General features: G+C 61.1%; 28 protein-coding genes. 26 read left to right on the top strand and 2 right to left on the bottom strand.

What is annotated here, in order from left to right:
• Positions 1–38 precede the first annotated feature (38 nt).
• Entirely contained in the window at positions 39–1577 is a 1539-nt protein-coding gene (locus ACFFWD_RS43545; protein WP_376975612.1) for a sensor histidine kinase, read from the top strand.
• On the top strand, positions 1574–2233 hold the full coding sequence (locus ACFFWD_RS43540; RefSeq protein ID WP_376975611.1) for a response regulator: 660 nt from the start codon (positions 1574–1576) through the stop codon (positions 2231–2233). The genes ACFFWD_RS43545 and ACFFWD_RS43540 overlap by 4 nt, the downstream gene beginning before the upstream one ends.
• Before the next feature lie 6 nt (positions 2234–2239).
• On the opposite strand, the gene ACFFWD_RS43535 is transcribed toward ACFFWD_RS43540, so the two are convergent.
• Entirely contained in the window at positions 2240–2713 is a 474-nt protein-coding gene (locus ACFFWD_RS43535) for a prepilin peptidase (RefSeq protein ID WP_376975610.1), read from the bottom strand.
• Positions 2710–3198: a hypothetical protein gene (locus ACFFWD_RS43530; RefSeq protein WP_376975608.1), complete on the bottom strand. Its 489-nt coding sequence runs from the start codon at positions 3196–3198 to the stop codon at positions 2710–2712. The genes ACFFWD_RS43535 and ACFFWD_RS43530 overlap by 4 nt, the downstream gene beginning before the upstream one ends.
• A 330-nt stretch (positions 3199–3528) precedes the next feature.
• On the opposite strand from ACFFWD_RS43530, the gene ACFFWD_RS43525 reads away from it, so the two are divergent.
• From ACFFWD_RS43525 to ACFFWD_RS43410, 24 genes are all read left to right on the top strand, one after another.
• Positions 3529–4596, top strand: a complete 1068-nt coding sequence (locus ACFFWD_RS43525) for a phosphatase PAP2 family protein (protein ID WP_376975607.1) — start codon at positions 3529–3531, stop codon at positions 4594–4596.
• A 184-nt stretch (positions 4597–4780) separates the two neighbouring features.
• Positions 4781–4954, top strand: coding sequence for a Flp family type IVb pilin (locus tag ACFFWD_RS43520; protein WP_376975606.1), 174 nt, complete (start codon positions 4781–4783; stop codon positions 4952–4954).
• Between the two features lie 94 nt (positions 4955–5048).
• On the top strand, positions 5049–5222 hold the full coding sequence (locus ACFFWD_RS43515; RefSeq protein WP_376975605.1) for a Flp family type IVb pilin: 174 nt from the start codon (positions 5049–5051) through the stop codon (positions 5220–5222).
• 124 nt (positions 5223–5346) lie between these two features.
• Positions 5347–5505 carry a Flp family type IVb pilin gene (locus ACFFWD_RS43510; protein WP_376975603.1) on the top strand — a complete coding sequence of 53 codons (159 nt, stop codon included), beginning with the start codon at positions 5347–5349 and terminating at the stop codon, positions 5503–5505.
• A gap of 147 nt (positions 5506–5652) precedes the next feature.
• Entirely contained in the window at positions 5653–6468 is an 816-nt protein-coding gene (cpaB, locus tag ACFFWD_RS43505; protein ID WP_376975976.1) for a Flp pilus assembly protein CpaB, read from the top strand.
• Positions 6469–6638: 170 nt separating this feature from the next.
• On the top strand, positions 6639–8216 hold the full coding sequence (locus ACFFWD_RS43500; RefSeq protein ID WP_376975602.1) for a type II and III secretion system protein family protein: 1578 nt from the start codon (positions 6639–6641) through the stop codon (positions 8214–8216).
• Positions 8217–8227: 11 nt separating this feature from the next.
• Positions 8228–8593: a hypothetical protein gene (locus ACFFWD_RS43495; RefSeq protein WP_376975600.1), complete on the top strand. Its 366-nt coding sequence runs from the start codon at positions 8228–8230 to the stop codon at positions 8591–8593.
• Entirely contained in the window at positions 8511–10229 is a 1719-nt protein-coding gene (locus ACFFWD_RS43490) for a pilus assembly protein TadG-related protein (protein WP_376975599.1), read from the top strand. The genes ACFFWD_RS43495 and ACFFWD_RS43490 overlap by 83 nt, the downstream gene beginning before the upstream one ends.
• A 56-nt stretch (positions 10230–10285) precedes the next feature.
• Positions 10286–10798 (top strand): TadE/TadG family type IV pilus assembly protein, encoded by a 513-nt coding sequence (locus tag ACFFWD_RS43485; RefSeq protein ID WP_376975598.1) that lies wholly within the window; start codon positions 10286–10288, stop codon positions 10796–10798.
• A complete protein-coding gene (locus ACFFWD_RS43480) occupies positions 10798–11424 on the top strand; it encodes a TadE/TadG family type IV pilus assembly protein (protein WP_376975597.1) in 627 nt (208 codons plus the stop codon). The genes ACFFWD_RS43485 and ACFFWD_RS43480 overlap by 1 nt, the downstream gene beginning before the upstream one ends.
• Positions 11425–11429: 5 nt before the next feature.
• The gene (locus tag ACFFWD_RS43475; RefSeq protein ID WP_376975596.1) at positions 11430–12596 is read left to right on the top strand and encodes a CpaE/TadZ family protein; all 1167 of its coding nucleotides are present in this window, start codon (positions 11430–11432) and stop codon (positions 12594–12596) included.
• Between the two features lie 130 nt (positions 12597–12726).
• Positions 12727–14106: a TadA family conjugal transfer-associated ATPase gene (locus ACFFWD_RS43470; RefSeq protein WP_376975595.1), complete on the top strand. Its 1380-nt coding sequence runs from the start codon at positions 12727–12729 to the stop codon at positions 14104–14106.
• A 7-nt stretch (positions 14107–14113) separates the two neighbouring features.
• A complete protein-coding gene (locus tag ACFFWD_RS43465; protein ID WP_376975594.1) occupies positions 14114–15073 on the top strand; it encodes a type II secretion system F family protein in 960 nt (319 codons plus the stop codon).
• 62 nt (positions 15074–15135) lie between these two features.
• Positions 15136–16002 carry a type II secretion system F family protein gene (locus ACFFWD_RS43460; protein WP_376975593.1) on the top strand — a complete coding sequence of 289 codons (867 nt, stop codon included), beginning with the start codon at positions 15136–15138 and terminating at the stop codon, positions 16000–16002.
• 59 nt (positions 16003–16061) lie between these two features.
• Positions 16062–16556 (top strand): tetratricopeptide repeat protein, encoded by a 495-nt coding sequence (locus ACFFWD_RS43455; protein ID WP_376975591.1) that lies wholly within the window; start codon positions 16062–16064, stop codon positions 16554–16556.
• Between the two features lie 97 nt (positions 16557–16653).
• On the top strand, positions 16654–17136 hold the full coding sequence (locus ACFFWD_RS43450; RefSeq protein ID WP_376975590.1) for a pilus assembly protein N-terminal domain-containing protein: 483 nt from the start codon (positions 16654–16656) through the stop codon (positions 17134–17136).
• 474 nt (positions 17137–17610) lie between these two features.
• A complete protein-coding gene (locus ACFFWD_RS43445; protein WP_376975589.1) occupies positions 17611–18123 on the top strand; it encodes a TnsA endonuclease N-terminal domain-containing protein in 513 nt (170 codons plus the stop codon).
• Positions 18120–19793, top strand: a complete 1674-nt coding sequence (locus ACFFWD_RS43440) for a TnsB C-terminal domain-containing protein (RefSeq protein WP_376975588.1) — start codon at positions 18120–18122, stop codon at positions 19791–19793. Before ACFFWD_RS43445 ends, ACFFWD_RS43440 begins: the two co-directional genes overlap by 4 nt.
• Positions 19784–20683 (top strand): TniB family NTP-binding protein, encoded by a 900-nt coding sequence (locus tag ACFFWD_RS43435; RefSeq protein WP_376975587.1) that lies wholly within the window; start codon positions 19784–19786, stop codon positions 20681–20683. The genes ACFFWD_RS43440 and ACFFWD_RS43435 overlap by 10 nt, the downstream gene beginning before the upstream one ends.
• Complete coding sequence (locus tag ACFFWD_RS43430; protein WP_376975585.1) at positions 20670–22199, top strand: TniQ family protein; 1530 nt, start codon at positions 20670–20672, stop codon at positions 22197–22199. The genes ACFFWD_RS43435 and ACFFWD_RS43430 overlap by 14 nt, the downstream gene beginning before the upstream one ends.
• A gap of 484 nt (positions 22200–22683) precedes the next feature.
• Entirely contained in the window at positions 22684–24054 is a 1371-nt protein-coding gene (locus ACFFWD_RS43425; protein WP_376975584.1) for an ABC transporter substrate-binding protein, read from the top strand.
• A 114-nt stretch (positions 24055–24168) separates the two neighbouring features.
• Complete coding sequence (locus ACFFWD_RS43420) at positions 24169–25098, top strand: carbohydrate ABC transporter permease (protein ID WP_376975975.1); 930 nt, start codon at positions 24169–24171, stop codon at positions 25096–25098.
• On the top strand, positions 25095–26054 hold the full coding sequence (locus ACFFWD_RS43415) for a carbohydrate ABC transporter permease (RefSeq protein WP_376975583.1): 960 nt from the start codon (positions 25095–25097) through the stop codon (positions 26052–26054). Before ACFFWD_RS43420 ends, ACFFWD_RS43415 begins: the two co-directional genes overlap by 4 nt.
• A 68-nt stretch (positions 26055–26122) precedes the next feature.
• Positions 26123–26251 (top strand): hypothetical protein, encoded by a 129-nt coding sequence (locus tag ACFFWD_RS43410; protein ID WP_376975582.1) that lies wholly within the window; start codon positions 26123–26125, stop codon positions 26249–26251.
• Positions 26252–26253 lie beyond the last annotated feature (2 nt).

The raw sequence follows: 26253 nt of genomic DNA, 5'->3' as shown, positions 1-26253 counted from the left end.
GACGGGTTGTTTTCACATGCATTGCGCTGATTGCAATCGTGTTCGACGCGACCGAGCCGGCTGAAAATGCGGAGATCGTCCGCGCGGTCCTGATCATCTATGCCTGGTATTCGATCGTCGTTCTGGCGGCGCTGTATTGGGGTTGGGTGCGCAAGCTTAGCGCCTTCGTCGCACACTCGGTGGATCTGTTGGCGCTGTCACTTCTGACAATGCTGACGCAAGGGATCTCCAGTCCGTTTCTGGTGGTGTTCAACTTCGTGTTGGTGGCCGCCTCTCTGCGGTGGAGCTGGCGGGGGGTCGTGGCAACGCTGCTGTTGCTGGTGCTGCTGAGTGGTCTGTCGGTGATGGCCGATATGTGGGCGAGCCGAACGCCGGAGAGCCCCGGTCAACTGGCGATCAGGATGGGCTACCTGTTCGTGGTGTCGATCCTGCTCGGCTATGCGAGCGCGCATCGGGAATATCAGCACCAGCGACTGGTCACGCTCGCCAGGTGGGGGCCAAGCGCATCCGTGGATCGCGCGGCCGTTCTGAGCGAAACGCTCCACCGGGCGGCCGAAGTCCTTGAGGCGCATTGCGCAGTTGCGATGTGGCAGATTGATGGCGGGCCCTGGGAAACCGCCATCTGGCGGAACGGTCGCGGCCAGATCTTGACGCCGTCGGCGCAGCCTCCGATCGTGGTTCCGGCGACGCTGGCCAAGGCGACATTCTCGAGGGTCGGGGCGGATCCGGATCGCCTCAATCTGATCGGCGCCAAACTGGCGCAAGCATCGTACGCGCTGAGTGGCGACCTGGTGACAGCGCTGCCGATCGTCGACTATTCATCCGCGCCGCTCGAAGGATCGAATGTCGACGGCCGGCTGTTCCTCATCGGCAATATTCGCGGCAGTGACGATCATCTCTTCGTGACGCGTATCGTCGCGGATCGCGTCAGCGCCGAGCTGGATCGCCAGGTTCTTTCCGAACTCGCCACCGAGCGCACGTCGTTCCGTGAGCGCGAGGCAATTGCCCGCGACCTTCATGACGGATTGCTGCAGAACCTGACCGCAGCGCGGGCGCAGCTGGAACTGGTGCAGGCAGGCGGCGAGACTGCGGGGCAGCTCCAGACGATCCGCGATCTGTTGCAGGTCGAACAACACCGCGTCAGACGCTTTGTCGAGTTCATCCGCTCGATGGAGCACGAGCAGGAGGCGCTCGAAGCGCTGCGACCCCACCTCGAGGAGTGTGCCAGAACCTGGGGCTGCGATCTCTCGCTTGAATTGGCGCCGAAGTCCGCGCGGGTGTCGCGCAGGCAGCTCAACGATCTCTCGCTGATGCTTACCGAAACGGTTGCGAACGCCGTTCGGCACGGTGAGGCTCAATCGATCAAGGTCGTCGTTCGTCACGATGCTGCGCTGGAGGTGGAGGTCCACGACGACGGTCGCGGTTTTCCGGTGGCGACGTCGAACTGGCCGCGTGACGTTGATCCCGATGGTCTTCCGAAGTCGCTGTACTCGCGCGCGCTGGATCTCGGCGGACGATTGCGCATCCTAACCTCGACATCGGGAACCTATGTCTATTTCGAGCTGCCTCTGCAATGATAGTCGCGCCGAGAATTTCCCTTGTGGTCGCCGATGATCATCCGTTGCTCTTGGAGGGTATCGTCCGCGTGCTCAGCGCCGAACGCGATCTCGACGTCCGGGCGCGCTGCTACACCGGCACAGAAGCCCTGCATGCGATCCGACAGCACCAGCCGGCTGTTGCCATACTCGATGTCGCGCTGCCGGATATGACCGGATTGCAGGTCATGCGGGAGCTAAGGGCCGAGGATAGCGCGACGAGGGTCGTGTTTCTGACCGCCAATGCAACGGACGCCAACATCTTCTCGATGGTCGAAGGTGGCGCCTTCGGCCTGCTCTTGAAGGACACGCATATCGATGGATTGGTACGCTGCATCCGACAGGTCGTCAGCGGACGGCGATCGTTCCCTCCGGAAACAATAACGGCGGCGCTTGAACGGGAGATCGGGCGACGCGAACGGCTCGACTATTTCGTGCAGATGCTATCGGCAAGAGAGTATGAAATTCTCCTGCTTGCGGCCAAGGGTTTGGAGAACAAGGCTGTCGCGCATCAGCTCCGCCTGTCCGAGGGAACAGTGCGGCTCCATATGCACCACATCTATCAGAAAACGGGAATTGGTAGCCGGGCTGCCCTTGTCGCAATGGCGCTAGCATATTCCGAGATCGTGAACCAATGACCGGGTTTAGTGCATCGGGTGCAGACAGCCGAGCATGAAGATGCCGATCAGTCCCGCCGCGATCGATGGCGCGAAGGCGACCTTCATCCGGTTGTGGGCGTACTGCACCTGGATCAAGCCGAGGCGGCCGAGCAAGGTGTGAAGCAGAGCCGCGCCCGCCATGATGATCAGGAAAGGCAGAACACATCCGATCCCGGTCCACAGGAGCGCGACGGTGAGCAGCTTGAGATCGCCGCCGCCCATGTAGCCTTGGCCGTACCAGTAGAGCATGAAAATGAAGCCGGCGGCCGCGAAGGCGATATTCCAGTGCAATTGAACCCAGCGGCCCGAGACCGCGGCATGGGCGACAAACAGCACCACGAGCACGATCAGGAGTTCATTGCGGATCTTGAGCTCACGCAGATCGTTAGCGGCAACATAAAACAGCAGGACCGATGTGAGGATGAGGATCAGAAACGATGCGAAGTTCGCGTCGATCATTTTGCGTGGCTGCGCAACATAAGGAAATAAAGCAGATGCGAGGTGGCAAAGGAAGCGACGGAGGTCAGAACCAGGATGGCAAGCATAGTCGACGTGCCGCTGCTCGGCGCGGTGATCCACGCAAGCGAGGCCGACTTCGCCTCGCCGGCTCGTCCCCACACCAGCCAACTGTAGACCACGAAGGCCGAGAAGACCAAAGCCAGGTTGCTCGATATCGCAAGGCAGAGGTTCTTCTTGAGGGCGATCCCTGCAAACCCGATGACCGCAATGGGGCTGGCGATCAGGAACGTCAGCGCAAAAGGCGTGCCGCCAAGGTCAAGCGCAGCGCGGCTCTTCCGGAACATGTTGAAGACGTCCAGATTGAGGTACCAGAGCAGGTTCGACGACGGATGCTGCGCCAGCTCGAATGCGGTGGCGTCGGCTGCCATGGCCGCGGCCAGCAGGGTGATTGGCCCGACCAGCTGAATGCGCGCAAGGTCTCCCATCGCCTGCGAATAACCCAAAGAGATTGAACTTTGGTTAACTGGTAAGCTGCAGCGGGCAACGTCGTCCGGAACGGCTTGCGAAACGCAACTGCTACTCGGTCGACGGACGCCAGTGAAGACCTGATCTCATGCTGAAGATTTAGACGATTCGCCAATAAGGTGATGCGCCGATTTCGCTCGGCTTCGGTTGGTATCCACAACGGCGCCCCGCCCGATTGCGTGGAACCCGGCTCCATCCGGTCCAAATGCGTGAAGGAGGATTTGTTGCACTTTATCGGATATATCTAGGATTCGACGCCCGAGCAGGTCGCGGTGCTAGGACTCCTTTGCATGACGACTGGCGATAATGTTGCCAAGCATGTTGCAATGGCTTCGGTTGCGACCGGTAGCGGCGCAGCGCTGGGTGCCGACGAGGTGAGGGCGAGCGCCGGCGATGGGCGCTCCGCGGCGGCCGCGCGGTCGCCCGCGAAGAGAGACTTTGCGCTGGCCTGGGGGTTGGCGGGCGCAGTCTTGTGCGTCGATCTGGCGTGGTTTCCCCTTTCGCGGCTGCGCATCGCCGACCCTCCGACCTTCCTGGCCGATCTGGCTATCATTCTGAGTATTGTGGTCTGCTACCTCGCCCTGTTCGGCTTGCACTGGTATCTCGGGGACGACACGCATCGCATGGCGAGAGTGATGTCGCGGGTCAGCGAGCGAAGCGCGCTTGTGGTCCATGGCTTCATCTTCCTAATCGTGTTGTTCGGTTCGGTGGTCGGATTCACCTATCTGGCCGCTTCGATCGGCTGGCCGCTGCGCGATGCGCAGCTGGCGTTGATCGATCGATGGCTCGGCTTCGATTGGCCCGGATTTCTGGCGTTCAGCAATTCGAATGCGTTGTGGGCGCGGGTGCTGGTGCTGGCGTATGACAGCAGCGGTCCTCAATTGATCCTGCTTTATCTCCTGCTGGGGCTTGCCGGTCACCGCGCGCGGCTTGCCGAGCTATCCCTTTTGCTGAGCCTGACCGCGGTTGCGACGGTCCTGCTCTTCCTCGTCGTACCGGCCGCGGGTGCATATGCGCACTATGCGCCAGATGCACGGTTGTTCAATCATCTCGACCCGAAAGCCGGCATGTGGCACTTCGACATACTGCTTGGGCTACGGAACGACGCTGCGCCTTCGTTCGCGTTTGAGGGAAGCCAAGGCATGGTGGTGTTCCCGTCGTTCCACACCATGCTCGCGATGCTGATGCCGTACGCGGTGCGCGATGTCAGGCGCCTATTTCTCCCGGTCGCCGCTCTCAATGTGCTGGTGATCGTATCGACTGTCCCGGAAGGCGGTCACCACCTGATCGACGTGATCGCAGGCATCGCGATTACCTGCGCAGCGATCGCTCTGGTTCGCCGTTACAGCAGGATCTGAGGCGCTCTTCGGGCCCGGCGTCTTCCGCCAATACCCCATTATGATCGAGCGGCTACCTCGTTAGGGTTAGTCAATCGCCTATAACAGCTGTTGTATAGTGCTCCAGTTTGAATCAACTTAGTTTCTTTTTGGACGCCGCGCCTTTTCTGTGGCGTTGAAGGGTATTTCGAACAGGAGTTGCATCATGAGGAATACTTGGAATCTGATCCGAAAACTTGGCCGCGACGAAGACGGGGCAGCGCTCATTGAATACACGGTGCTGCTCGGCATCATGCTGGTGGCCGTCATTGGCTCAATCATTTTTGTCGGAGGCTGGATCCAGGGTCGGTGGACTGCGCTTAGCGGCCAGTTGCCGTAATCGGGTCCAGCCCGATTACCGGGCGGCGGGGCGCGCCAAGGCGCCCTGCTCACATCTTGTAGTCAAGTCCTGACTGATTGCCGGGAGTTGCGTCGTGAGGAATGCTTGGAATTTGATCCGGAAACTTAGCCGCGACGAAAAAGGTGCAGCGCTCATTGAATATACGGTGCTGCTCGGCATCATGCTGGTGGCCGTCATTGCCTCGATCATTTTTGTCGGAGGTTGGATCCAGGGACAATGGACCGCACTCAGCGGCCAGCTGCCGTAATTGCGGCAAATCATCAAACGGCGGGACGCGACTGCGCCCCGCTCACAGATTGCTGTCAAGACCGACTTGAATGAATGGCGCGGCCAATGTGAGCCGAAGTTGCGTCATGGGAAATAGTTCGGATTTGATCCGGAAACTTGACTGTGACGCGGCGGGCGCGACTCTCATCGAGCACACGGTGCTGCTCGGCATTCTGCTCGCGGCTAACATTGCGTCGGTTGGCTTTGTTGGACGCTGGGTCGCAGGGCAGTGGACCGCGCTGAGTGGCGCCCTGCCGGAATAGGTTCGGCTTAGCCGGTTTTGTTGGTCGGCGAGCACCACCCCACGGTTCGCTCGCAGGCCGCATTGAGAACGAGTTCATTTCGGCTGCTTCAAATGCAGCCATCATGTGGACGGACTTACCATGCGCAGAAGCAGTTCATTGATCCTTGTGCTCGCCGTGCTGCTGGGCTGCGCGGCAGCCTATCTGGCACGGAATTGGATGCTGGCGATGGCCAGCCCACCACCGCCCAGCGGCACCATCGTCGTTGCCGCTACCGCGCTCGGCTTCGGCACGGTGCTGAACTCCGACAATCTCAACGAGATACCCTGGCCGCACGGTGCGCTTCCGGACGGGGCATTTGCGACCAAGAATGAACTCCTAAAGGACGGCCGGCGGGCGCTGCTCGCGCCTCTTGCGCGGTCCGAAGCCGTGCTGAAAAGCAAAGTGACCGGCCCTGGCCAACGTGCCTCGCTCTCGGCGCTGCTCGACCAGAACCAGCGCGCTGTTACCGTCCGCGTCGATGACGTTCGCGGAGTGGCGGGTTTCGTGCTGCCGGGGGATCGCGTCGACGTCGTGCTCATCCGCACGGTCGAGCGTCAGAATTCGCGTCCCGAAAACGTCTCAGAGGTCCTGCTCCAGCACATCAAGGTGCTCGCCGTCGATCAGCTGGTTAACGAGCGGCAGGAGGCACCGACTGTCGCCAAGGCCGTGACCCTGGAGGTCACGACCGAGCAGGCCCAGAAAGTCCTGCTGGCGACCAACATCGGGAAGCTGTCGCTGATCCTGCGCCAGTCGGGCGCGGGCGACCCCACTGCCGTGAGGCCGGTCTCGGAAGACGACCTCGGCGCTGGCAAGGAGGTGCCCGTAGCGAGTGTCGCCACTCCCATCCCGGCGTCGCTGCCCGCCACGGCGCCCGCCCCGACGGTGGTCGAGGTGATCCGCAGCATGAAGATCGAACGATACAACGTAATTCGCGCGCAGTGACAAAATTGCAACGTTTATGTGCCACCAGTAGTGTTACGGTTTTGGCCGACAAGTTTTGAGATGATAAAGTTTGGCCGGCGGCAGGGTGGGTCTAACGGAAAGCGGCGAGTTCAGGAGGTAGTCCAGGCGGCCGGCACTGCGTACAGGCACTAGGCGTGCGTGAGGGGCAAATGACTCACTTGGAATGTCGCCCGGCCAATGGCGCGGGCAATCCGTCGAGGCCTTGGTGGCACTCGTGTTTTAGCCGGTTGGCCCTGGTTGCCGTCGGCTTGACGCTGGTATGCGGGGCGAGCTCTATCGCCGCGGAGCGGCACGTCGCCGGCGACACGTTCGCAAGCGAAGGCCCCGTGGTCCGGCGCGTGGTTGTGACGGTCAACAAATCCCAGACTTACGAAGTCGGGAAGAAGTTTTCGCGAGCGATCGTTGGTTCGGCGGACTTTGCGGATGTCTTGCCGTTGAGCGAGCACTCGATCTACATCCAGGGCAAGAAGGCCGGCACAACCAACGTATCGTTGTTCGGCGAAGATGCCAAAATCATCGCCATACTCGATCTTTCCATCACGCCTGATACCACCGACCTGCAGCAGAAGATTCGCGCCAGCACGGGCAGCCAGAGCATCCGCGTGTCGTCGGTGCAGAACCAGGTCGTGCTGAGCGGCGTGGCCGGCAATTCGGTTGCGGCCGAGCGTGCTGTGCAGGTTGCCAAGAGCCTGGTCGGCGATCAGGGGGTCGTGAACGCGATGGAGGTCGCCCCGACCCAGCAGGTGATGCTGGAGGTGCGCTTCCTCGAGGCGACGCGCGACGCCAGCCGCGAGCTCGGCGTCAACTGGTTCCAAGGCAACCACAATGGCACCCGCGGTATCAACACCGGCATTCAGCGCGGGCTCGCTGTAGCGCCGGCGCCGGGCACGGCCGATCCCGCCGCCGGTGGGGGTATTCCCCTCGTCGGCACGCTGGGCACGCTTGCGACCCCGAGCCTCGGTGCGCCGGCCTTTACCGCCCTGGTCAACCTCATCAACAAGAACGGCAACACGCTTGATGTGCTGGTGACGGCACTCGAGGAGAAGGGCGTCGTCCGGCGGCTGGCGGAGCCCAACCTGGTCGCGCTTTCTGGCGACGAGGCGAGCTTCCTCGCGGGTGGCGAATTCCCTGTGCCGGTGGCCTCGACCACGCAGAACGGCATTCCGACCATCACCATCCAGTTCAAGAAGTTCGGTGTTCAGCTCAGATTCACCCCGACGGTGCTGACCCGCGGCGTCGTTAACCTGAGGATCGAGCCGGAGGTCAGCGAGCTCGATTTCACCAATGCGGTGACGATCTCGGGCACCACCATTCCGGCGCTGACGACGCGCAATGCGAAGACGACGCTGGAGATGCGCGACGGCCAGAGCTTTGCGATCGCCGGCCTGCTGTCGGGAATTAACACCAACAACATGTCGCAAGTGCCGTGGCTTGGCACCGTCCCGGTGCTGGGTACGCTGTTCCGGAGTACGTCCTACCAGCAGAAGGAGACCGACCTCGTCATCATCGTGACGCCGCGACTGGTCGCTCCTGCGGTTCCGGGCCAGCGTCTGGCGACGCCGCTCGACTCCCGCCTGCCGGGCAACGACGTCGATTCCTTCCTGCTGGGGCAGCAGGAGGTGAAGAAGGAATACAGCGACTATGTGGCGAACGGCGTCGGCATCAAGGGCCCCTACGGCCACATCATTCAGCCTGAACTCGCCCAGCCCAAGGTCAACAAGCAATAAAGGGGATTGCAATGCTTGGTCGTCTGCTCTTTGGCGCCGCTGTAATGACCCTGATGGGAAGTTACCAGGCCCATGCCTTTGACGAGTTCGAACGCTACTTTCAGCGGAAGGACACGGTGACGTTCAGCGCAGGCGATGCAAAGGAAGTCAATGCGCGTGCCCACATGCTGACGCCGTGGCCGCCCGGCGTCTACGACCGCCGGATCTTTGCCAATGGATCGCGCATGGCGCGGTCTGTCGAATGCTACGAGGCGGGCCCACAGCGGCAGCAGGGTGGGAATGGCCAGACGGCCGGTGCCGGCGGCACCATCATCAACCTCAATACCGGAAGCGGCAATCAGCAAACCGGTGCATCAGGACAACAGGGCGGCTGCTAGTCAGCCGGGCGCGGACAACGGAAATCAAACGGGGGGACGAAAGGATTTAGACAGGACGCAGATCATGTTCAGCGTAGCGTTGTCCCGTCTCGGCAAGTTTGCAGCCCGGCTCTGGAAAGACACCGACGGCATCATCTTGCCCTATGTCACGGTGATGCTGACCGTGTTCCTCGGCATGGGCGCGTTGGCGATCGATGCGACCCGATTCATGAGCTTGCAAACCCAACTGCAGAAGGCCGCCGACGCCGCCGCGATCGCTGCGGCTGAAGAGCTGGACCGTCTCTCCACATCGACGGCGAGGGCGAACAGCGCGGCAATCTCGCTGGTGACCAACAGCCCGTTGTTTGCATCCGGCAACGTTGCGATCTCGACCGTCAAGTTCATGAGCAGCCTGCCCGCGAGCGACAACACGGCCATCTCAAGCTATCTGTGCTCCGGCAGCACTTGCAGCCAGGCCAATTCGGTGGCGGCGCGGTTTGTGGAAATCACCGTGGTGCCGGTCACGATGCCGACGATCTTCCCCGTGAGCTACCTGTTCGGAACAGCCAGCAATTCGGTCACCTCCGGCGCTCAGGCCGTTGCAGGCTCGGACGGCGTGAGCTGCGCCGTCACCCCGATCTTCATCTGCAACCCGTACGAACAGCCCGGCGATACCTACGACCAGGCCACCAAGCGGCTCGAAGACGCGAACGCGAGCCCGACGACAAAAATCCAATTGATCCGAATGGCCGCTAACACCAATGGCGCCTCGGGGACCTGGGGGCCGGGAGATTTCGGCTACCTTGTGCCCTTCCCCGGCCAGCTTCCCGCAGACACCAACAAGTGCTTTTCGTCGGCCGGCAGCTCGATCGGTCTCGCCATGGCCTCGTCGAGCCCACTGACCTGTGTTCGCCAGAACGGCATCAACCTGCAGCCCGGCAACGCCACCGAAGCGTTGCGGGGCCTGAACACGCGGTTCGGCCAGTACAGCAACAATTCCTCGTCGGCGTGCAAATCGGCATTTCCGCCGGATACGAATGTGCGGACCGGCTTTGTCGACGGCCATGGAAGCGCCGGCTGGTGCAATGGGAATCCCGACGGCACCAGCAGCAACTGGCCGCCCGGGCAGGTGGGCGTTAACGGGCTCGGCGCGCTGCCGGCCGATAGCTGTCTGCTGGGCGGCGGATCATGTTCGCCGATCGCGAATCTGGGCGCCGCGCAATGGGATTGCGCGACGTACTGGAGCGTCAATCATCCGTCGAGCCACGCCGCGCCGGCGGGCTGCACAGGCACGGCAAGCATCAGCCGGTACGCGACCTACCAGTATGAGATCAGCAACAACTACCTGGCGGATCCCAACACGGCGGGCACGACCGGGGGCGCAGCGACGGGTGAAACCGGCACACCGCTATGTCCGGGCACGACCGGCGTGGCCGGCCGCCGGATCATGGACGTAGCAATCGTGAATTGCGGCTCCAGTCCCGTTCCGATCCAGAGTAACGCGACAAACGTCCCGGTCGCTGCGTTCGGTGAATTCTTTCTCACCGTCGCGGTTCCGACCGCAGGCACGTACAAGCCCTATGCCGAGTTCACCGGTCTGATCTCGCGCGGCAGCGGCGGCGGCAAGCTTTTCGACGAGGTGCAGCTTTATCGGTGACGTTCCGGTCCCGACAGCGAGCCTTCGCGTGATTTGAAGATGAGAGTTGGCTGGGAATGGCAATGAGGATTTCAGGAATCTGGCGCAACGAGGACGGCTCCGCTCTGCTCGAGGGGACCGTCCTGATGCCGTTCCTGATGACGCTGATCCTCGGAACTCTGGATTATTCCTTCTTCTTCTATCAGCAGCATCTGGTCGCGGGGGGCGTGCGTGATGCGGCGCGCTATTTGGCGCGGACATCCAACCCCTCGTCGAGCACATCGCAAACCACTGCCCAGAATCTCGCGACAACTGGCTCGCCAACCGGCGGGAGCTACCGGAGAGTGAATGGATTCGACCCCGGCAACGTTGCCATCAGTATCAGTTACGTCGGGAACGCCTTGAATGCGACAACCCATCTCAGAGCCTACCGCGAGGCGCCGCCCGAATGCGGCGGACCGGACCAGATCGCGATCATCAACGTCACCGGCAGCTTTCCTTACGCGTCTTTCGGCTTTCTCACCTATCTCGGATTGAGCTCGCCGACGGTAAGTGTGACCCACTCTGAACGATGCATAGGATTGAGCTGATGCGTCGCCTGATTCAGAGAGCGTGCAGCGAGACGGACGGGGGTGTTCTCGTCGAAACCACGGTCATGATGACGATCCTGTTCGTGTTCATATTGGGATCGGTCGATTTCCTGATGGCGATGTACCAGTGGAATGCGGCGACAAAGGCCGTTGAGATCGGCGCGAGAATTGCTGCGGTTTCGGATCCGGTCTCCAGCGATGTGTCGTCGATCACAGGGCTTGGCAGCGGACTAAATCCCGGCGACCCGATGCCGGCATTCACGCGCACCTGTAACGGCGCGACGTCGACCTGCACGGGCGGTACTTTCAGCCAGGCTGCGCTGAATACCATCGTCTATGGGCGGGGAAGCGCGGCCTGCGGAGACTCGACATCCGTCTACACGACGGGGATGTGCGACATTTTCAGCCGCATTCTTCCGGCCAATGTCGTGATCACCTACACCCAATCCGGGCTGGGCTATGTCGCCCGTCCGGGCGGACCGGTTCCCACGATCACCGTGTCGGTGCAGAACCTGCCATTTCAGTTCTATTTTCTGGGCGGGTTCATGGGCATGGCCAATACCCAGATCCCAGGACTCACCACCTCAATCACCGGCGAAGATCTGTCGTCCAGCGCCCCACCGTAATTGCCATGCAGATTTATTTTCTATCCACCGAGCCGGAGACCGATGACGCCAAGGAGCTGGAAGGCCGTTTACGAAGGAAATGGCCGGCCCTGCAGAAGATCGCGACGCTTGACGCAATCCGTGGCCGAGCGAAATCGAATCATGACGGCCATGACCAGAACTTCATCATCATTCCGGTGCTGCAGGGATTCACCTCGTTCGACCGGATCATCGAGGTCACGGACCGGCTGGAGAGCGGTTTCTTTCTGATTTTTGTGAGCGCGGAGATCGCCGCGTCCCACTACAAGCGACTTGTTCGAGGCGAGCGGGCCGACTGGGCGTCTCTCAAGGAGGCGCCGGAAGAGATCGAGGAGATCATCCTCGGTAACCAGCCGGGTGCATTGCATCACAGCGCTCCTGCGCCAGCGCACAAGCCGTTGGTCGCGGCTTTCGTTCCGAGCGCGGGTGGCGTTGGAAACGCAACCCTGGCGCTCGAATGTGCGGTTTGGCTGAAGCACGACAAGAAGACGAGGGACCTCAGGATTTGCGTGGTCGACCTGGAGATACAGACGAGCCATATCTGCGATTATCTCGACATCGAGCCTCGCTTGCGACTTGACGAGATCGTCGACGTGCCCGAGCGGCTCGACAAGCAGCTCTTCGACCTCTTCATCAGCCGTCACTCCAGTGGTGTCGATGTTCTTGCGGCTCCACGAAAAAGGGCCAACGACATCCAATTGAACATGAGCGCCTTGGATGCCTTGTTCGAGATGATCGCCGCGAGCTACGACATCGTGATCCTCGATCTGCCAACGTCCTGGTGCAGCTGGACCCCCAGCATCATTTCGGCAAGCGACGTCATCATCGTGACGGGGCTGAACACGGTTCCCGGACTGCGTCAGGTCGCCGACACTCTAGCCTCGGTGAGATCCGCTCCTTCAGCCGACAGTCAGATTGCCGTCGCGCTCAACCGCTGCGAGGCGGGACTTCTAGGCGGCGTCGTGCGCAGCGACCACATCCACAAGGTTATCGGTAGTGAGGAAGTCCTCACCGTGAGGGAGGATACGAAGACGGCGATCGCGAGCGCCAATACCGGCATTCCGATGGCGGTCGGGCAACCGTCGAGCAGGATCAGCAAGGACATCCGGGCCCTGGCGGAGCTCATCGCAAGATCACGCCAGCCGGCTCATTGATGTCCGTCGGAAACAAATGAGGGCTTTGCTGCAACAGTTAACCTGAAGATTAGATTTCTATCAGTTAATTGTTGCGGCGCCTTGAGAAAGCAGCAAGACTAAGGTTCAATTACATATTTGGTAGTTCGCTATGAGCTTCTTTTTCAATGGGAATGCTCCGCGTCCGCCGCCGAAGGAAGCGCCAGAGCCGCTGGCGACCCTGGACGGAGCCGAACTGTATCGCGACCAGATTGCATCGCGGCCGGCACTTATCGATGAGCGGGTCAAGCTTCACGCCCGGATCATCGATGAGTTCAACTTGCTCTCGCTGGAGAAGCTTCCACGCGACGATCTGACGAGGGAGGTTCGTACCTATCTCGTCGAATACGCGCGTAAGGAAAAGCTCGCGCTCAACCAAAGGGAACTGCAGACCCTCGCTGATGAAGTCGTCGACGAGATGGTGGGGTTCGGTCCGATCGAGCCGTTGCTCAAGGATCCGACGATCAACGATATTCTGATCAACACCCACAAGCAGTGCTTTGTCGAACGGTTCGGCAAGCTCGAGAAGACGTCGGTGCACTTCAAAGATGAGGCGCACCTCATCCGCATCATTCAAAAGATCGTGGCGGGCGTCGGTCGCCGTGTCGATGAATCGTCGCCGACCGTCGACGCACGCTTACCTGACGGATCCCGCGTCAATGTTGCTATTCGGCCGGTTGCGGTCGACGGTCCCCTGGTGTCGATCCGCAAGTTCTCCAAGCGGCCATTCTCGATGGAGCGGTTGCTGGAGGTCGGTACACTGCGTGCGCCAATCGCGGACCTGCTCCGCGCAGCGGTTCGGGGCCGGATTTCGCTCGTCATCTCGGGAGGCACTGGCAGCGGAAAGACGACGATGTTGAACGCTCTCTCCAACTATGTGCCGGACGACGAGCGTATCATCACGATTGAAGATGCCGCGGAGCTGCAGCTGCAGCTGACCCATGTCGGCAGAATGGAAACCAGGCCGCCCAACGCGGAAGGGAAGGGGGAGGTGCGTCAGCGTGAGCTGGTCAAGAATGCGCTGCGCATGCGCCCCGATCGCATCATCATCGGCGAGTGTCGCGGCGAAGAGGCATTCGACATGCTGCAGGCCATGAATACCGGCCACGAAGGTTCGATGACGACGGTGCATGCCAACAGCCCTCGCGATGCGATCAAGCGGCTCGAGCAGATGGTCGGCATGGCCGGCATGCAGCTCAATCCTCTCGGCGTACGCAGCCAGATCGCCTCGGCGATCCGCCTGCTGGTGCAGCTCCAGAGGCTGGCCGACGGCCGCCGCCGCCTGACGAGTGTCAGCGAGATCACCGGCATGGAAGGTGACATCGTGCAGTTGCACGAGATCTATCGCTTCCAGAAGGAAAGCACTGACGATCAGGGCAATATCCATGGCTCATTCCGCGCGACAGGCATACGGCCAACCTTCCTTGCCGACCTGAAGCATATGGGGCTGGACCTTCCGGCGACGTATTTCGATCCGAGCCGGTCGCTATGAGAGGCGGATGATGGGAAACGAGCTCTGGCTGGTCTATGCACTTGTATTCGGCGCGGTGCTGCTGGCCGTCCAGAGCCTCTATGCGTTGCTGTTTCGAGAGCGGCAAAACAAGGCCGCGATCAATCGACGATTGATCCTGTCGGTTGAGCACAACAACCCTGCCGAAGTGCTCAACATCCTGCGGCGCGAGCGCGGGCTGGATATTCTTTCAAACGTCTTGCCGTTGAGAGGACTTAAGAGCCTTCTCGTTCAGAGCGCCGTGAGAGTAAGCGTCTTCACACTGTTGTTCGCATTCTGCATTCTTGCAGCCCTGTTCGGTACACTCGTCTTTATTCCGATCGGCTCGCTCTTAGTCGCCGTCGGTGTCGCCATGGTCATGGCGGCCGCCTGTATCTACGGCTGGCTGAACATCGCACGCAGTCGACGGATCGCCCGTTTCGGTGAGCAATTGCCTGACGCACTCGACATCATCGTGCGCGGACTTCGCGCGGGGCATCCGTTCCGGGTCTCGTTGGCGCTTGTCGCACGAGAAATGCCGGATCCCGTCGGGACTGAATTCGGGATCGTTGCGGACGAAATCATGTTTGGTCTCGAGCAATCGGTCGCAGTCGACAACATCTATGCCCGGGTCGGGCAACGCGACCTGTTGTTCTTGTCAACCGCCATCAATGTGCAGCACCAGACGGGCGGAAATTTGGCCGAGATTCTGACACGCCTTTCTCGCCTGTTGCGCAGCCGTTCCAAGCTGCGTCTCAAGATTCGTGCGCTCAGCTCGGAGGGCCGCCTCTCCGCGATTGTGCTGTCGCTCGCACCGTTCATCTTGTTCGGAGTGGTCTCGATGATGATGCCCGACTATTTCAGCGCGGTTCGCAATCATCCCATCGTGCCGCCTGTGATCGGCCTGGGAGCGTTGCTCTTGATTATCGGAAACTTTGTGATGTACCGGATGGTGAACTTCAAGTTCTAGCGATGACACCCGATCTTCAAATCACCCTCGTGGCATTCCTGGCATTCGGTGCGGTGACGGCCGTGGCCTTCGTGCTCGGCCAGAATCTCGCCACGCGTGCGCGGGTGCGCAGTCGTATCGTCGCTCCCCTGCGGGCGACCGACACGTCGCGTGGCTCTGTCCTGGGTTGGAATTTCGATCATCTGGTCGAGAACTATTTCGACGAGAAGAAGTTTGGCGTTGAGGGGTCGATCCGGGCGAAGCTGCGCCGGGATCTGGTTCGAGCCGCATTCTTCAATCCCAACGCCCTGAACTACTACATCTTTGCAAGGCTCGCTTCGGTCGTCGTCATCACGGGCTCTGCCTATGTGCTCGTCGCAATGCTGATGGCAGAGTACTCGTGGCCGATCAAATTTCTGGTCGTTGCCGTCGCCATGGCCGTGGCCGTCCTTGGTCCCGATGCGTTCATTTCGCGTCGCCAGCGGATCATGCAGGACCACTATCGGTTGGATTTCCCCGATTTCCTGGATCTCATCGTCGTCTGCATCGACGCTGGGTTGAGCCTCGAGGCCGCGGTGGACAGGGTGGCGCCGCAGGTGACCGATCAGAACCGCGCGCTAGGCACCAATCTGATGTTGCTGGGCGCCGAAGTCCGCGCCGGACGCACGACGATGGATGCGCTCGATTCATTGGCCGATCGCCTCGGCATCGATGAGGCCCGGTCGTTCTCCGGAATGCTGCGGCAGTCCATCGAGCTTGGAACCGATGTCGGAGATGCGCTCCGCGTCTTCGGGGACGAGATGCGCGACCGGCGGCTGTTGCGCGCCGAAGAGCGTGCCAACCAGCTGCCGGTCAAGATGGTGCTGCCGCTCGGTATGTTTATTTTCCCGGTCATTCTGATGACCGTCTTGGTGCCAGCCATGCTGAGATTGCTTTCGGTGATGCAGTAGGTGCGGTGGGGTAGGGGTTGAATTGCGTGGGGACGAACATGCGTCGTAAGATGAACTCGATGGTGCTGATCTCGCTTGCGGCGCTGGGGCTGGCCGCCTGCCAGACAACAGCGGAAGATGCGGTGCCAACGACCGCAACGATTCAAGAGCCGCTCGACGCCAAATATTATCCGTCGGATGAGCCGCTAAAGCTCGGATTGGAACATTTCGGCCGTGGCGATTATGGCCTCGCGGAGCGCTACTTCCGCGACGCGGTCGAGAAGTCCCCGCGCGACGCCACTGCTTGGGTCGGCCTTGCGGCCAGCTACGACAGGTTACGTCGGTTCGATCTCGCGGATCAGGCCTATGCGCGAGCGATCAAACTGACGGGACCGACGATCCAGGTTCTCAATAATCAGGGATATTCGATGCTCCTGCGCGGAAACCTGAGAGCGGCTCGGAAGATCTTCCTGAAAGCTTACGAGTTGGACCCGACCAATCCGACGGTCGTCAACAATCTGGAGCTTCTCAATTCGAGCTATCGTTATGTTCAGCGGGAGCCGGCGCAGCTGTGATCGATCTCGTCGACAGGGTTCCGAAGGACAATGTCGTACCCGCATCTCATGTCAGATGAAGTGACGCAGTTAAGGTTCAGCGGAAAGGGATTTGATTATGCTGAGGCTCCTCGTTCTGACCACGATTGGCTGTCTGTTTGTCCTGCCTGCCCGCGCCCAGGATGAGCCACCCAGCAGGATCCAGATGCGCCAGGGTGGTCAGCAGATCGTGCGATTCAATCAGGCCGTGACTGCAGTCTCGGTCGGTGATCCCGAGGTGGCCGACGCGTTTCCCAAGAGCGACAAGACCATTCTGATCATCGGCAAGAAGGTCGGGACGTCCGACATCATCGTTTTCCAGAACGACCGCGATATCTATTCGGCGACCGTGTCAGTCGGCGCGCCGCAGACCAACAAGGTGACCGCGCACGCAAAGCCGGACTTGCACCAATATTACGCTTACCAGTGCAATCCGGTTTGCGAACGCATCCAGGATCAGTTTGAAGGTGCGCCGCGACCGGCGCCGATCATCGTTGAAGGCGGTAGGCCAAACGTAAATATCGCAGTGCCGCCCCAGGGCGCTCCGACAGGCAGCCGCTAACTCGCGGCGCTTTGTCCGTACGAACGTTCGCGATCAGGTGTCAGATCGAGGCCGAACTCCTGCGCTTGCCTGCGCCTTGTCGTGTTCATCGACGATCCCCTGAAGCGCGGCGGATCATCACTGGCTTTACATCGTAGCAAATGACCCGATGACCGCGACGTCCAGGCGACACCGCGGTCGCCAATCCGACGCCGCTGCTCGTTCTCGTGACGAGCGTAATGCCAATTGTCGGTGTGCCAGGTTTCGTGAATCGGCTGGCGAGCGGACCTGAGTCCGACCAAGGACTTGCGTGCATAGAGTTCGTTCCATGTTTGTGAACTGATCCCAAAATGTGCGAGGATTGCGTACTGAGTCGTTTTCCAGATGGAGGGCGATTTGCGGCGCATTCCGCTGAGCCGGCGGTCGCATGTGACCGGATTCCAGTCGCTGACGACTGGAGTGACGGAGCACGAGAGCGCGCTGGAGCGGGATTTTGTGACGCTCGCGAGCTTCATTGATGCTGGCGCGGTCATAACGGCGCAGCCGGTGACAATCCGCTTTGAACATGACGGTCGGCAGCGCCGATATACGCCGGACTTCCGGGTCATCTGGAGCGATGGCCGCACCGATATCGTCGAGATCAAATATCGGGCTGACTTGCGCGCGGGATGGCGCAGGCTCCGGCCAGCCTTTGCAGCTGCTCGGGCCTGGGCGCGCAGCAACGGTGCGAGATTCAGGATCGCTACGGAGCGCGGCATCCGGGGTCCGCACCTTGAAGCCGCAAAGCGTTTGCTTCCGCTAAGGAGCGTGCCGGTTGACGCGGTGCTTGCGGAGCAAGCGATTAGATATGCCCGCGCCCACTCGATCAATGTCGGCCAGCTTGTCGACGTGCTGCCGGCCTCGCGCGAGGCCAGCCTCGCAGTGGTTTGGCGACTGATTGCGCGCGGCGCGTTCGTCGTCGATCTCACCAAGCCGATTACGGCCGAGACACAGGTCACGGTCCCATGAGCGCGCCCGAGCTGTCCATGGTTGATGCGGCAGCCTGGGACGAGGCCCGTCGTTGTTTGCCGGTCATCCGTCGCTTGGCGGAGAATTCGATGCGCAAACGAAGCGACATCGTCGGAGCCGCGGCTGAACTTGGCTATGGACCGACCCACGTATATGCGCTGCTGCGACGCTACCTGGCCGATGCACGGCTCACCAGCCTGTTGCCGCGTCGCCGCGGCCCCGAGCGAGGCATATCCCTGCTTGATCAGGAGGTCGACGCCCTGATTAGCGAGGTGATCGACAACTTCTATCTGACGCGTCAGCAGCCGCGGATCGCTGACCTCTTTGATGAGGTCAGACGCCGCTGCATCGCAGCCGGCTTGGTTCCACCGAGCCGTAAGGCAATTACCGCGCGTCTGCAAGCGCGTCGTCCGCGAGACGTCGTGGCAAAGCGTGAGGGCTGCAAGGCCGCCCGTGATCGCTACCTTCCCGCATTGGGATCCCTTGAGGCCCACTGGCCCCTGTCGCTGATCCAGATCGACCACACGCTGGTCGACGTGATCGTGGTCGACAGCGTGACCCGGATGCCGATCCAGCGCCCATGGCTGACGCTTGCGATTGATGTCTGCACGCGCTGTGTTGCTGGATTCCATCTGTCGTTGGAGCCGCCGTCTGCGACGTCGGTCGCGCTGTGCTTGAGTCATGCAGCCCTCTCCAAGGAGAGCTGGTTGGCTGAGCGCGGCATTGACGCAGTCTGGCCGGTGCGCGGCATCCCCGAGCGCTTGCATCTCGACAACGCCAAGGAGTTCCGATCCGAAGCCTTGAAGCGCGGCTGTCAACAGTATGGCATCGCCATTGATCACAGGCCGGTCCGGACGCCGCATTACGGAGGGCACATTGAGCGGCTGATCGGCACCATGATGGGTAAAGTTCATCTGCTGCCGGGAACGACATTCTCCAATGTGCAGGCGAAGGGCGATCTGAACCCCGACAAGGCGGCTGCCATGACGCTCGATGAAGTCGAGCGCTGGCTGGGCCACGCAATCGCTGGCGTCTATCACTGCGATCTGCACCGGGGCATCGGCATGACGCCGCTGGCTGCCTGGAAGCGCGGTACACTTGGCGACGCCACGACGCTCGGCCGCGGCGAACCAACAGCGGTGGCCGATCCTCGCCGCTTCCTGATCGACTTCCTGCCGATTGCCCGCCGCATGATCCGGCGCGATGGCGTGGCGCTGAACTCGATTGCTTACTGGGCCGACGTGCTCAGCACCTGGATCGGACATCCGGAGCCAATGATCATCCGCTATGATCCGCGCGACCTCAGTCGCATCTATCTGCTCGGCCCGGACGGTACCTATTATGACTTGAGCTACCGCGATCTGCGGCGCCCGCCCATTAGCCTGTGGGAGCACCGCTTGGCCCTGAAGCGACTGCGCGAGGACGGCCGGGCTTTGGTCGACGAGACCGCGATCTTCCGCACAATCGAGGCTATGCGCACGATTGCCAACGACGCGGTCCTCGCCAGCAAGACGGCACGACGGCAGCGCGAGCGACGCAAGAGCATTGTGACCGCCAGCCAACGTTCCGATCTGCTGCCCGTCGAAATTGACGAGACGGATGCCTTCCGGCAGGTCAGCAAAGACCTGCAACCGCACGAGCAGATGTTCCCTGTGGAGGAATGGGAATGAGCGAGAAGTATGCGCATCTTCGTCCCTCGACGCGGCTATTTGCAGATGAAGATGCTGCCTCGCGGATACGGCGGATCCGCACAGATCGATGGATCGGCTACGCACGGGCGGAAGCCGTCCTGGCGGCGCTTGAAGACCTCTTGAGCTTCCCGAAGCGATTGCGGATGCCCAATCTTCTGTTGATCGGTCCGACCAACAACGGCAAGACGATGATCGTAGAGAAGTTCCGGCGAACACATCTGGCGGCCGTCGGAGAACCTGCCGAGGGCCCGGCGCTCATTCCCGTGTTGAAGGTGCAAATGCCGTCGGGTCCAGACGAAGGCCGCTTCTTCGGCGCGATCCTCGATGCGCTGGGAATGCCGTTCGGCCCCCGCGATCGGATCGCCGCCAAGCAGGACGCGGCCGTCCACCTCATGCGCGCCACCAAAGTACGGCTGCTGGTGATCGATGAACTGCACAATCTGCTGTCCGGCACGGTGCTGCAGCAGCGGCGCCTGCTCAACGTGCTTCGCTGGCTCGGCAACGAACTGCAGATCCCGTTGGTCGGGGTCGGCACGGCGGAAGCGCTGCGCGCGATCCGGAGTGACGAACAACTGGCCAATCGCTTCGAGCCTTGGCCGCTACCGCTATGGACCGACGATGAAGAGTATCGCCGTCTGTTGACCACGCTGGAGGCGGTGCTCCCACTGCGCAAGCCATCGCATCTGACGGATCCGGCCATGGCAGCCCGCATCATCTCGGCTGCCGAAGGTGTGCTTGGCGAGATTATTGCGATCGTCATTCGCGCCGCCGTTAAGGCAGTCGAGACGGGTACGGAAACGATCTCCGCGCGAATGATCGAGCGTGCAGGCTTCATCCGGCCCTCCGAGCGTAGACGTGTTGCGATCTGATCTGTTTGTCGTCACGGCGTTGCCGCCAGCTCCGGCGACGACCGGACTCTTGCCCGTGCACATTGCTCCGCAGAACGGTGAGGCCCTGGCATCCTGGATTTTGCGGCTGAGCGCTACTCTGAGAATGTCGCCGCTGGCGCTGGGCCGGAGGGCTTTTGGCATCGACGCCGACGTCGATGCGGAATGGTGGCGACGTCCGTCCATCGAAACGCTGGCGCGGATTGCAAAAAGGACCGGCATCAGCATGCATGCACTTACAGCGATGACATTTATCGGCTCGGCGAGCGCCCGCGACGACGAGGCCCCACAGCGGTTGTGCAGCAGGCACGGCTGCGCCCTGTCTTTGCCTCGCAATCCAAGTGACCGCCGGGTGAATATTTGTCCGCAATGCCTTGCTGAGGACCGGCGAGGCTATTTGAGACTGCTCTGGATGAACGGATGGGCGGGCATCTGCCCGCGGCATCGGACCGTCCTGGCGGGACGTTGTCCATCTTGTTATTGCGTACTCCGCGCCTCTGGTCTTAATGCTCGCCAACCGGTTGACCCAAGCATCTGCCGGCGATGCGGCGCAACGCTCGCAGGCGTCGCGGGCGACGGCGCGCATCAAGCGGCGCTGCGACTTCAGGAACTCCTTGTCGCGTGCAAGCAATTGAACCGAACAGAGCTCCCCGGCCTTGGCGCGCTCGACTGGTCGACCACGATGGCACTGGTCGATGTGCTTCTCGGCATGGTCTGGATCGACATCCCGGGAAGGTACCGCGATCGGCTGTTTGCTCGCATCGCTAACGACTTCGGCCTTAGCAAACACAATAATATTGTGTGGGCCTCGAACTACGGCGGATTGGCGATCCTTGCCTGGCTGCTCGAGGACCTCCCGACACGCCTCCCGGCCACTATCGCGATTCTGCACGCCCCTCGGCTCGATCGCCTGCTCACTCGTGTGCCCGACCTGTCCTCCGAGATCTGCGAACGGCTGCGCGTGATCCTGACGCGGGCAAATGCTCCTTCGCCAAGAGGACCCTGGAGTTGGCGCAGTTGGATCATAACTCTTCCGGAGACTGGAAATGAATTGCGCGACCGAGCTCTCCGCGAGCGTTACAGATTGCGTCGTCAGCGTTTGTTCGCCTTCGCGGCGGTCCGCGACGGAACGCCGGTCGAGGTTGCAGCGGAGAGCGTCGGCGTCACCAGGCAAACGCTCTGTCGCTGGCTGCACCACGCTACAACGCACGGCCTGGAAGCTGCGCTGGAGCGTCCTCGATGCCGGTCGCAACTGAGCGGAGCGCAAGCCGAGGCGTTGGGAACATGGATCGCTGCTGATCGCGCGCGTCAACGTCGCGGCGCAGTTATCAGTGCAGCGCTGACCCAGTTCGGCATCATTCTCAGCCCGGACCAGGCGTCCAGATTGCTTCGCGTCCATCGCGCCAGGCCGGGGCGGCGTCACCGTCCATGGAAGCCCAAGCCGCAGAGAGCTACGCAGGTCGCAGGATCTACTCATGATCCAGCTCCTGGTTCGTGAATCCAGTTCGCGAATCCTGGAGCCGTTTCGCGAAACCTTGCACCAGTTCGCGAAACCTCGCGCACCGACACCAATTTGCCGCTCCCGAACGGGACCAGAGCTGAATGCTGTTTAGTTGGTACGTTTAATAAACATTCGATAAATCAATGACTCATGCCATCGAATCCAGGCCGCCCTGCCGTTCCCGGACGCTTCGAGATGATGGTCTAGCTGTAGTGCAGCGATATCGTGGGATCACGGATTGGCGCGCGTGCTCCAAATTCCACTTGACGGCTTCGGGAAACTGACGTCTGATGTTTAGTAATAAACTAAACTGAACATCGCGCCGGGAGGCGCCCCCAAGGACCGTCACGATCGCGGCTGTGCGCGATCGCGCTTTCCCTTGATCAGGTCACCTCCAGCCCATTCGGGCTTCGATGCTTCAACCGCTTCCGGATCAGGCGCTCCGGACGCTGCGAAAAACGCGTCAAGAGAGGGAAGGCACATGCGAAAAACTGCGACAGGAATGTTGTCGAGATGGGCAGGCGGAGCGCTTGCTCTCTTCGCGGGCGTCACCTTGTCTGCCGTCACGAGCCAGTCGGCTTCGGCAGCGGGCAAGCAACTCACGCTCTGTTGGGCAGCCTGGGATCCGGCCAACGCGCTGGTCGAGCTTGGCAAGGACTTCACCAAGCAATCGGGCATCGAGATGAAGTACGAGTTCGTCCCCTGGACGAGTTACGCCGACCGCTTCCTCAACGAGCTCAATTCGCACGGCAAGCTTTGCGACATGATCATTGGCGACAGCCAGTGGATTGGCGGCGCCGCCGAGAACAAGTGGTACGTCAAGCTCAACGAGTTCTTCGAGAAGGAGAAGATCTCGATGGACGATTTCGTGCCGGCGACGGTGGTCGGCTATTCGCAGTGGCCGAAGAATTCGCCGAATTATTGGGCGTTGCCGGCAATGGCCGATGCCGTCGGCTGGACCTACCGCAAGGATTGGTTCTCCCGGCAGGACATTCAATCCGCCTTCAAGGCGAAATATGGCCGCGACCTTGCCCCGCCCAAGACCTACGACGAGCTGAAGCAGATCGCCGAGTTCTTCCAGGGGCGTGAGATCGACGGCAAGAAGGTCTATGGCGCCTATATCTTCACCGAGCGCGGCTCGGAAGGCATCACCATGGGCGTGACCAACGTGCTCTACAATTACGGCTTCAACTACGAGAACCCGAAGAAGCCGTATCAAATGCAGGGTTTCGTGAATTCCGCTGATGCCGCCAAGGGGCTGGAATTCTACAAGGATCTCTACAAGTGCTGCACCGCGCCCGGCATGACCAACGCCTACATGCAGGAGGGCTTGGACGCCTTCAAATCCGGCCAGGTGGCGATGCAGATGAACTGGTTCGCCTTCTTCCCCGGCCTCTACAAGGACCCGAATGTCGGCGGCGACAAGATCGGCTTCTTTGTCAATCCGGCTGGTCCGAAGGCGCACTTCACCCAGCTCGGCGGGCAGGGCATCTCGGTCGTCGCGACGTCGGAGCACAAGGATGATGCGCTCGCCTACATCAAATGGTTCGCGCAGCCTGCCGTGCAGCAGAAGTGGTGGCAACTCGGCGGCTATTCGGCGCTGAAGGCTGTGGTCGATGCGCCCGACTTCCCGAAGAGCGCGCCGTTCGCCGCGCAGTTCCTCGAATCGATGGCGATCGTGAAGGACTTCTGGGCCGAGCCCTCCTATGCACAATTGCTCCTCGATATGCAGAAGCGAGTGCACGACTATGTCGTTGCCGACAAGGGAACGTCACAACAGGCGCTCGATCTCCTGGTCAAGGACTGGACTAAGGTCTTTGGCGAGCAGGGCAAGAAGGTCGCCGCCGACTAGCCGGTGGACCGCAGCGCGGGACGACGTGGTTTCCCCGGACATCCATTGTCCGGGGAAACCGGAACAGCCAGCCAGGACAAGATGACCACGATCATTCAACCCGACCAAGCCTCGATGAACCGCGCCCAGGCATCCACCGCTTCCGCGCGTGGGTGGCAGCGAGGGCTGTCGGACCGCAGCATCGCCTGGTTATTCGTCGCTCCGACGATCGCGCTGTTGCTGGCCATCAACATCTTTCCGCTGATCTGGATGATCCGGCTGTCGTTCACCAGCCTGAATCTCAGCATGTCCTATTTGCCGCTCCGCTTCGTCGGATTGGACAACTTCTCTGATATTCTCACTGACGAGGACGTCTGGCAGCGGCTCCAGACCACGGCGCGCTTCGTCATCTGGTCGGTGGCGCTGCAGGTGGTCGTGGGTTTCGGCCTCGCGCTCCTGATCAATCGACAGTTTCGTTCGCACAGCTTCTGGACCACCATCATCCTGCTGCCGATGATGCTGTCGCCCGCGGTTGTCGGCAACTTCTGGACCTTGCTGTTCCAGCCTCAAATCGGCCCGTTCAATTATCTCGTCAGCCTGATCACCGGCGTGCCGCCGAGCTCGTTCAGCATGACTGGCGAGGTAGCGCTCGCACCATGGACCATCGTGCTCGTCGATACCTGGATGTGGGCACCGTATGTGATGCTGATCTGTCTCGCCGGCCTGCGCTCGATCCCAGACTACATCTATGAGGCCGCAGAGGTCGACCGCGCCTCGTCGTGGCGGCAATTCTGGTCGATCACGCTGCCGATGACCGTTCCGTTCCTGATGCTCGCGGTCTTGTTCCGCGCGATCGAGAACTTCAAGATGTTCGACATGGTCAACCTCTTGACCTCGGGCGGACCGGGCTCGACGACCGAGCTGGTGTCGATCACGCTCAAGCGCGCCGCGTTCGAGAAGTGGCGCACAGGCTACTCATCCGCGCTTGCCATCATCCTGTTCGTGACGGTGTTCGGTGCCGCCAATATCTACGTCAAGGTCCTCAACCGGGTAAAACAACGATGACCGCGCTCGCCAAATCAACCGCGCATTCGATCGTCGAGGCCTCGCCGCGCGCGAAGGCCATGGCCGGCACGATTGTTATTCTCTATGCCCTAATCTCCATCTTGCCGCTGCTTTGGATCGCCGCCACGGCGTTCAAGTCCCAGAGCGATGCGATCGCATACCCGCCCAAGGTGATCTTCCAGCCGACGCTGGAGGGCTACGTCAACTTGTTCACGGTGCGGACGCGCCAGACCCCGGATTTCATCGCAAATCTACCGCCGGCGACCACCTGGTACGACAAGCTCGTGCGCCAGCGTGACATGGTGATCGCCGGTCCCTCGAAGGTCGTGCCGCGGTTCGTCAATTCGCTGATAATCGGTTTCGGCTCGACGTTCCTGGCCGTGTTTCTCGGAACGCTGGCGGCCTACGCGTTCTCGCGCTTCCGGATCCCGCTGGCCGATGATCTCCTGTTCTTCATCCTGTCGACGCGCATGATGCCGCCGGTAGCGGTCGCCATTCCGATTTACCTGATGTACCGGCAGCTCAATCTGACTGACACGAAGCTCGGCATGATCCTGCTTTACACAGCAGTCAATGTGTCGCTGGCGGTCTGGCTGCTCAAAGGATTCATCGACGAGATTCCACGTGAATATGAGGAAGCGGCGCTGGTCGACGGCTACACGCGGCTGCAAGCGTTGCGCAAGGTGGTCCTGCCGCAAGCGGTGACGGGGATCGCCGCGACTGCGATCTTCTGCCTGATCTTCTCCTGGAACGAGTATGCGTTTGCAGTGCTGCTGACCAGCGGCGAGGCACAGACGATGCCACCGTTCATTCCATTCATCATTGGCGAGGGCGGCCAGGATTGGCCGGCCGTCGCGGCGGCAACGACGCTGTTTGTCGTGCCGATCGTTCTGTTCACCATCCTGTTGCGCAAGCACCTGTTGCGCGGGATCACCTTCGGAGCGGTGCGGAAATGAGCAGTTACACGATAGGTACGGGCCGATTGTCGCGCTGGTTCCGCCGCGGGCCCTGGGAAACGTTAGCCATGACGCTGATTGCGGGTGGGATCGTTATGCTGGTGCAACCGTTCTCGATCGACCTCTACAGCTATTCCTTCGTGACGATTCTGGCCGGGACGCTCGGCTTCGTCGTCGTGAGCCATTTTCCGGAGTAGGG

The sequence above is a fragment of the Bradyrhizobium erythrophlei genome, from assembly GCF_042430365.1.
Taxonomy (GTDB): domain Bacteria; phylum Pseudomonadota; class Alphaproteobacteria; order Rhizobiales; family Xanthobacteraceae; genus Bradyrhizobium; species Bradyrhizobium erythrophlei.
Note: the sequence above shows the minus strand (reverse complement) of the source record. Positions and strands in the feature narration are given on the sequence as shown.

Excerpts from the sequence above, each read along its gene's own strand:
- ACFFWD_RS43535 (WP_376975610.1), bottom strand. The coding sequence starts at position 2,713 with ATGATCGACGCGAACTTCGCATCGTTTCTGATCCTCATCCTCACATCG.
- ACFFWD_RS43520 (WP_376975606.1), top strand. The coding sequence starts at position 4,781 with ATGAGGAATACTTGGAATCTGATCCGAAAACTTGGCCGCGACGAAGAC.
- ACFFWD_RS43440 (WP_376975588.1), top strand. The coding sequence starts at position 18,120 with ATGAGCGCGCCCGAGCTGTCCATGGTTGATGCGGCAGCCTGGGACGAG.
- ACFFWD_RS43525 (WP_376975607.1), top strand. The coding sequence starts at position 3,529 with ATGACGACTGGCGATAATGTTGCCAAGCATGTTGCAATGGCTTCGGTT.
- ACFFWD_RS43470 (WP_376975595.1), top strand. The coding sequence starts at position 12,727 with ATGAGCTTCTTTTTCAATGGGAATGCTCCGCGTCCGCCGCCGAAGGAA.
- ACFFWD_RS43415 (WP_376975583.1), top strand. The coding sequence starts at position 25,095 with ATGACCGCGCTCGCCAAATCAACCGCGCATTCGATCGTCGAGGCCTCG.
- ACFFWD_RS43485 (WP_376975598.1), top strand. The coding sequence starts at position 10,286 with ATGGCAATGAGGATTTCAGGAATCTGGCGCAACGAGGACGGCTCCGCT.
- ACFFWD_RS43435 (WP_376975587.1), top strand. The coding sequence starts at position 19,784 with ATGGGAATGAGCGAGAAGTATGCGCATCTTCGTCCCTCGACGCGGCTA.
- ACFFWD_RS43500 (WP_376975602.1), top strand. The coding sequence starts at position 6,639 with ATGACTCACTTGGAATGTCGCCCGGCCAATGGCGCGGGCAATCCGTCG.
- ACFFWD_RS43480 (WP_376975597.1), top strand. The coding sequence starts at position 10,798 with ATGCGTCGCCTGATTCAGAGAGCGTGCAGCGAGACGGACGGGGGTGTT.
- ACFFWD_RS43540 (WP_376975611.1), top strand. The coding sequence starts at position 1,574 with ATGATAGTCGCGCCGAGAATTTCCCTTGTGGTCGCCGATGATCATCCG.
- ACFFWD_RS43420 (WP_376975975.1), top strand. The coding sequence starts at position 24,169 with ATGAACCGCGCCCAGGCATCCACCGCTTCCGCGCGTGGGTGGCAGCGA.
- ACFFWD_RS43465 (WP_376975594.1), top strand. The coding sequence starts at position 14,114 with ATGATGGGAAACGAGCTCTGGCTGGTCTATGCACTTGTATTCGGCGCG.
- ACFFWD_RS43495 (WP_376975600.1), top strand. The coding sequence starts at position 8,228 with ATGCTTGGTCGTCTGCTCTTTGGCGCCGCTGTAATGACCCTGATGGGA.
- ACFFWD_RS43410 (WP_376975582.1), top strand. The coding sequence starts at position 26,123 with ATGACGCTGATTGCGGGTGGGATCGTTATGCTGGTGCAACCGTTCTCG.
- ACFFWD_RS43530 (WP_376975608.1), bottom strand. The coding sequence starts at position 3,198 with ATGGGAGACCTTGCGCGCATTCAGCTGGTCGGGCCAATCACCCTGCTG.
- ACFFWD_RS43455 (WP_376975591.1), top strand. The coding sequence starts at position 16,062 with ATGGTGCTGATCTCGCTTGCGGCGCTGGGGCTGGCCGCCTGCCAGACA.
- ACFFWD_RS43475 (WP_376975596.1), top strand. The coding sequence starts at position 11,430 with ATGCAGATTTATTTTCTATCCACCGAGCCGGAGACCGATGACGCCAAG.
- ACFFWD_RS43450 (WP_376975590.1), top strand. The coding sequence starts at position 16,654 with ATGCTGAGGCTCCTCGTTCTGACCACGATTGGCTGTCTGTTTGTCCTG.
- ACFFWD_RS43425 (WP_376975584.1), top strand. The coding sequence starts at position 22,684 with ATGCGAAAAACTGCGACAGGAATGTTGTCGAGATGGGCAGGCGGAGCG.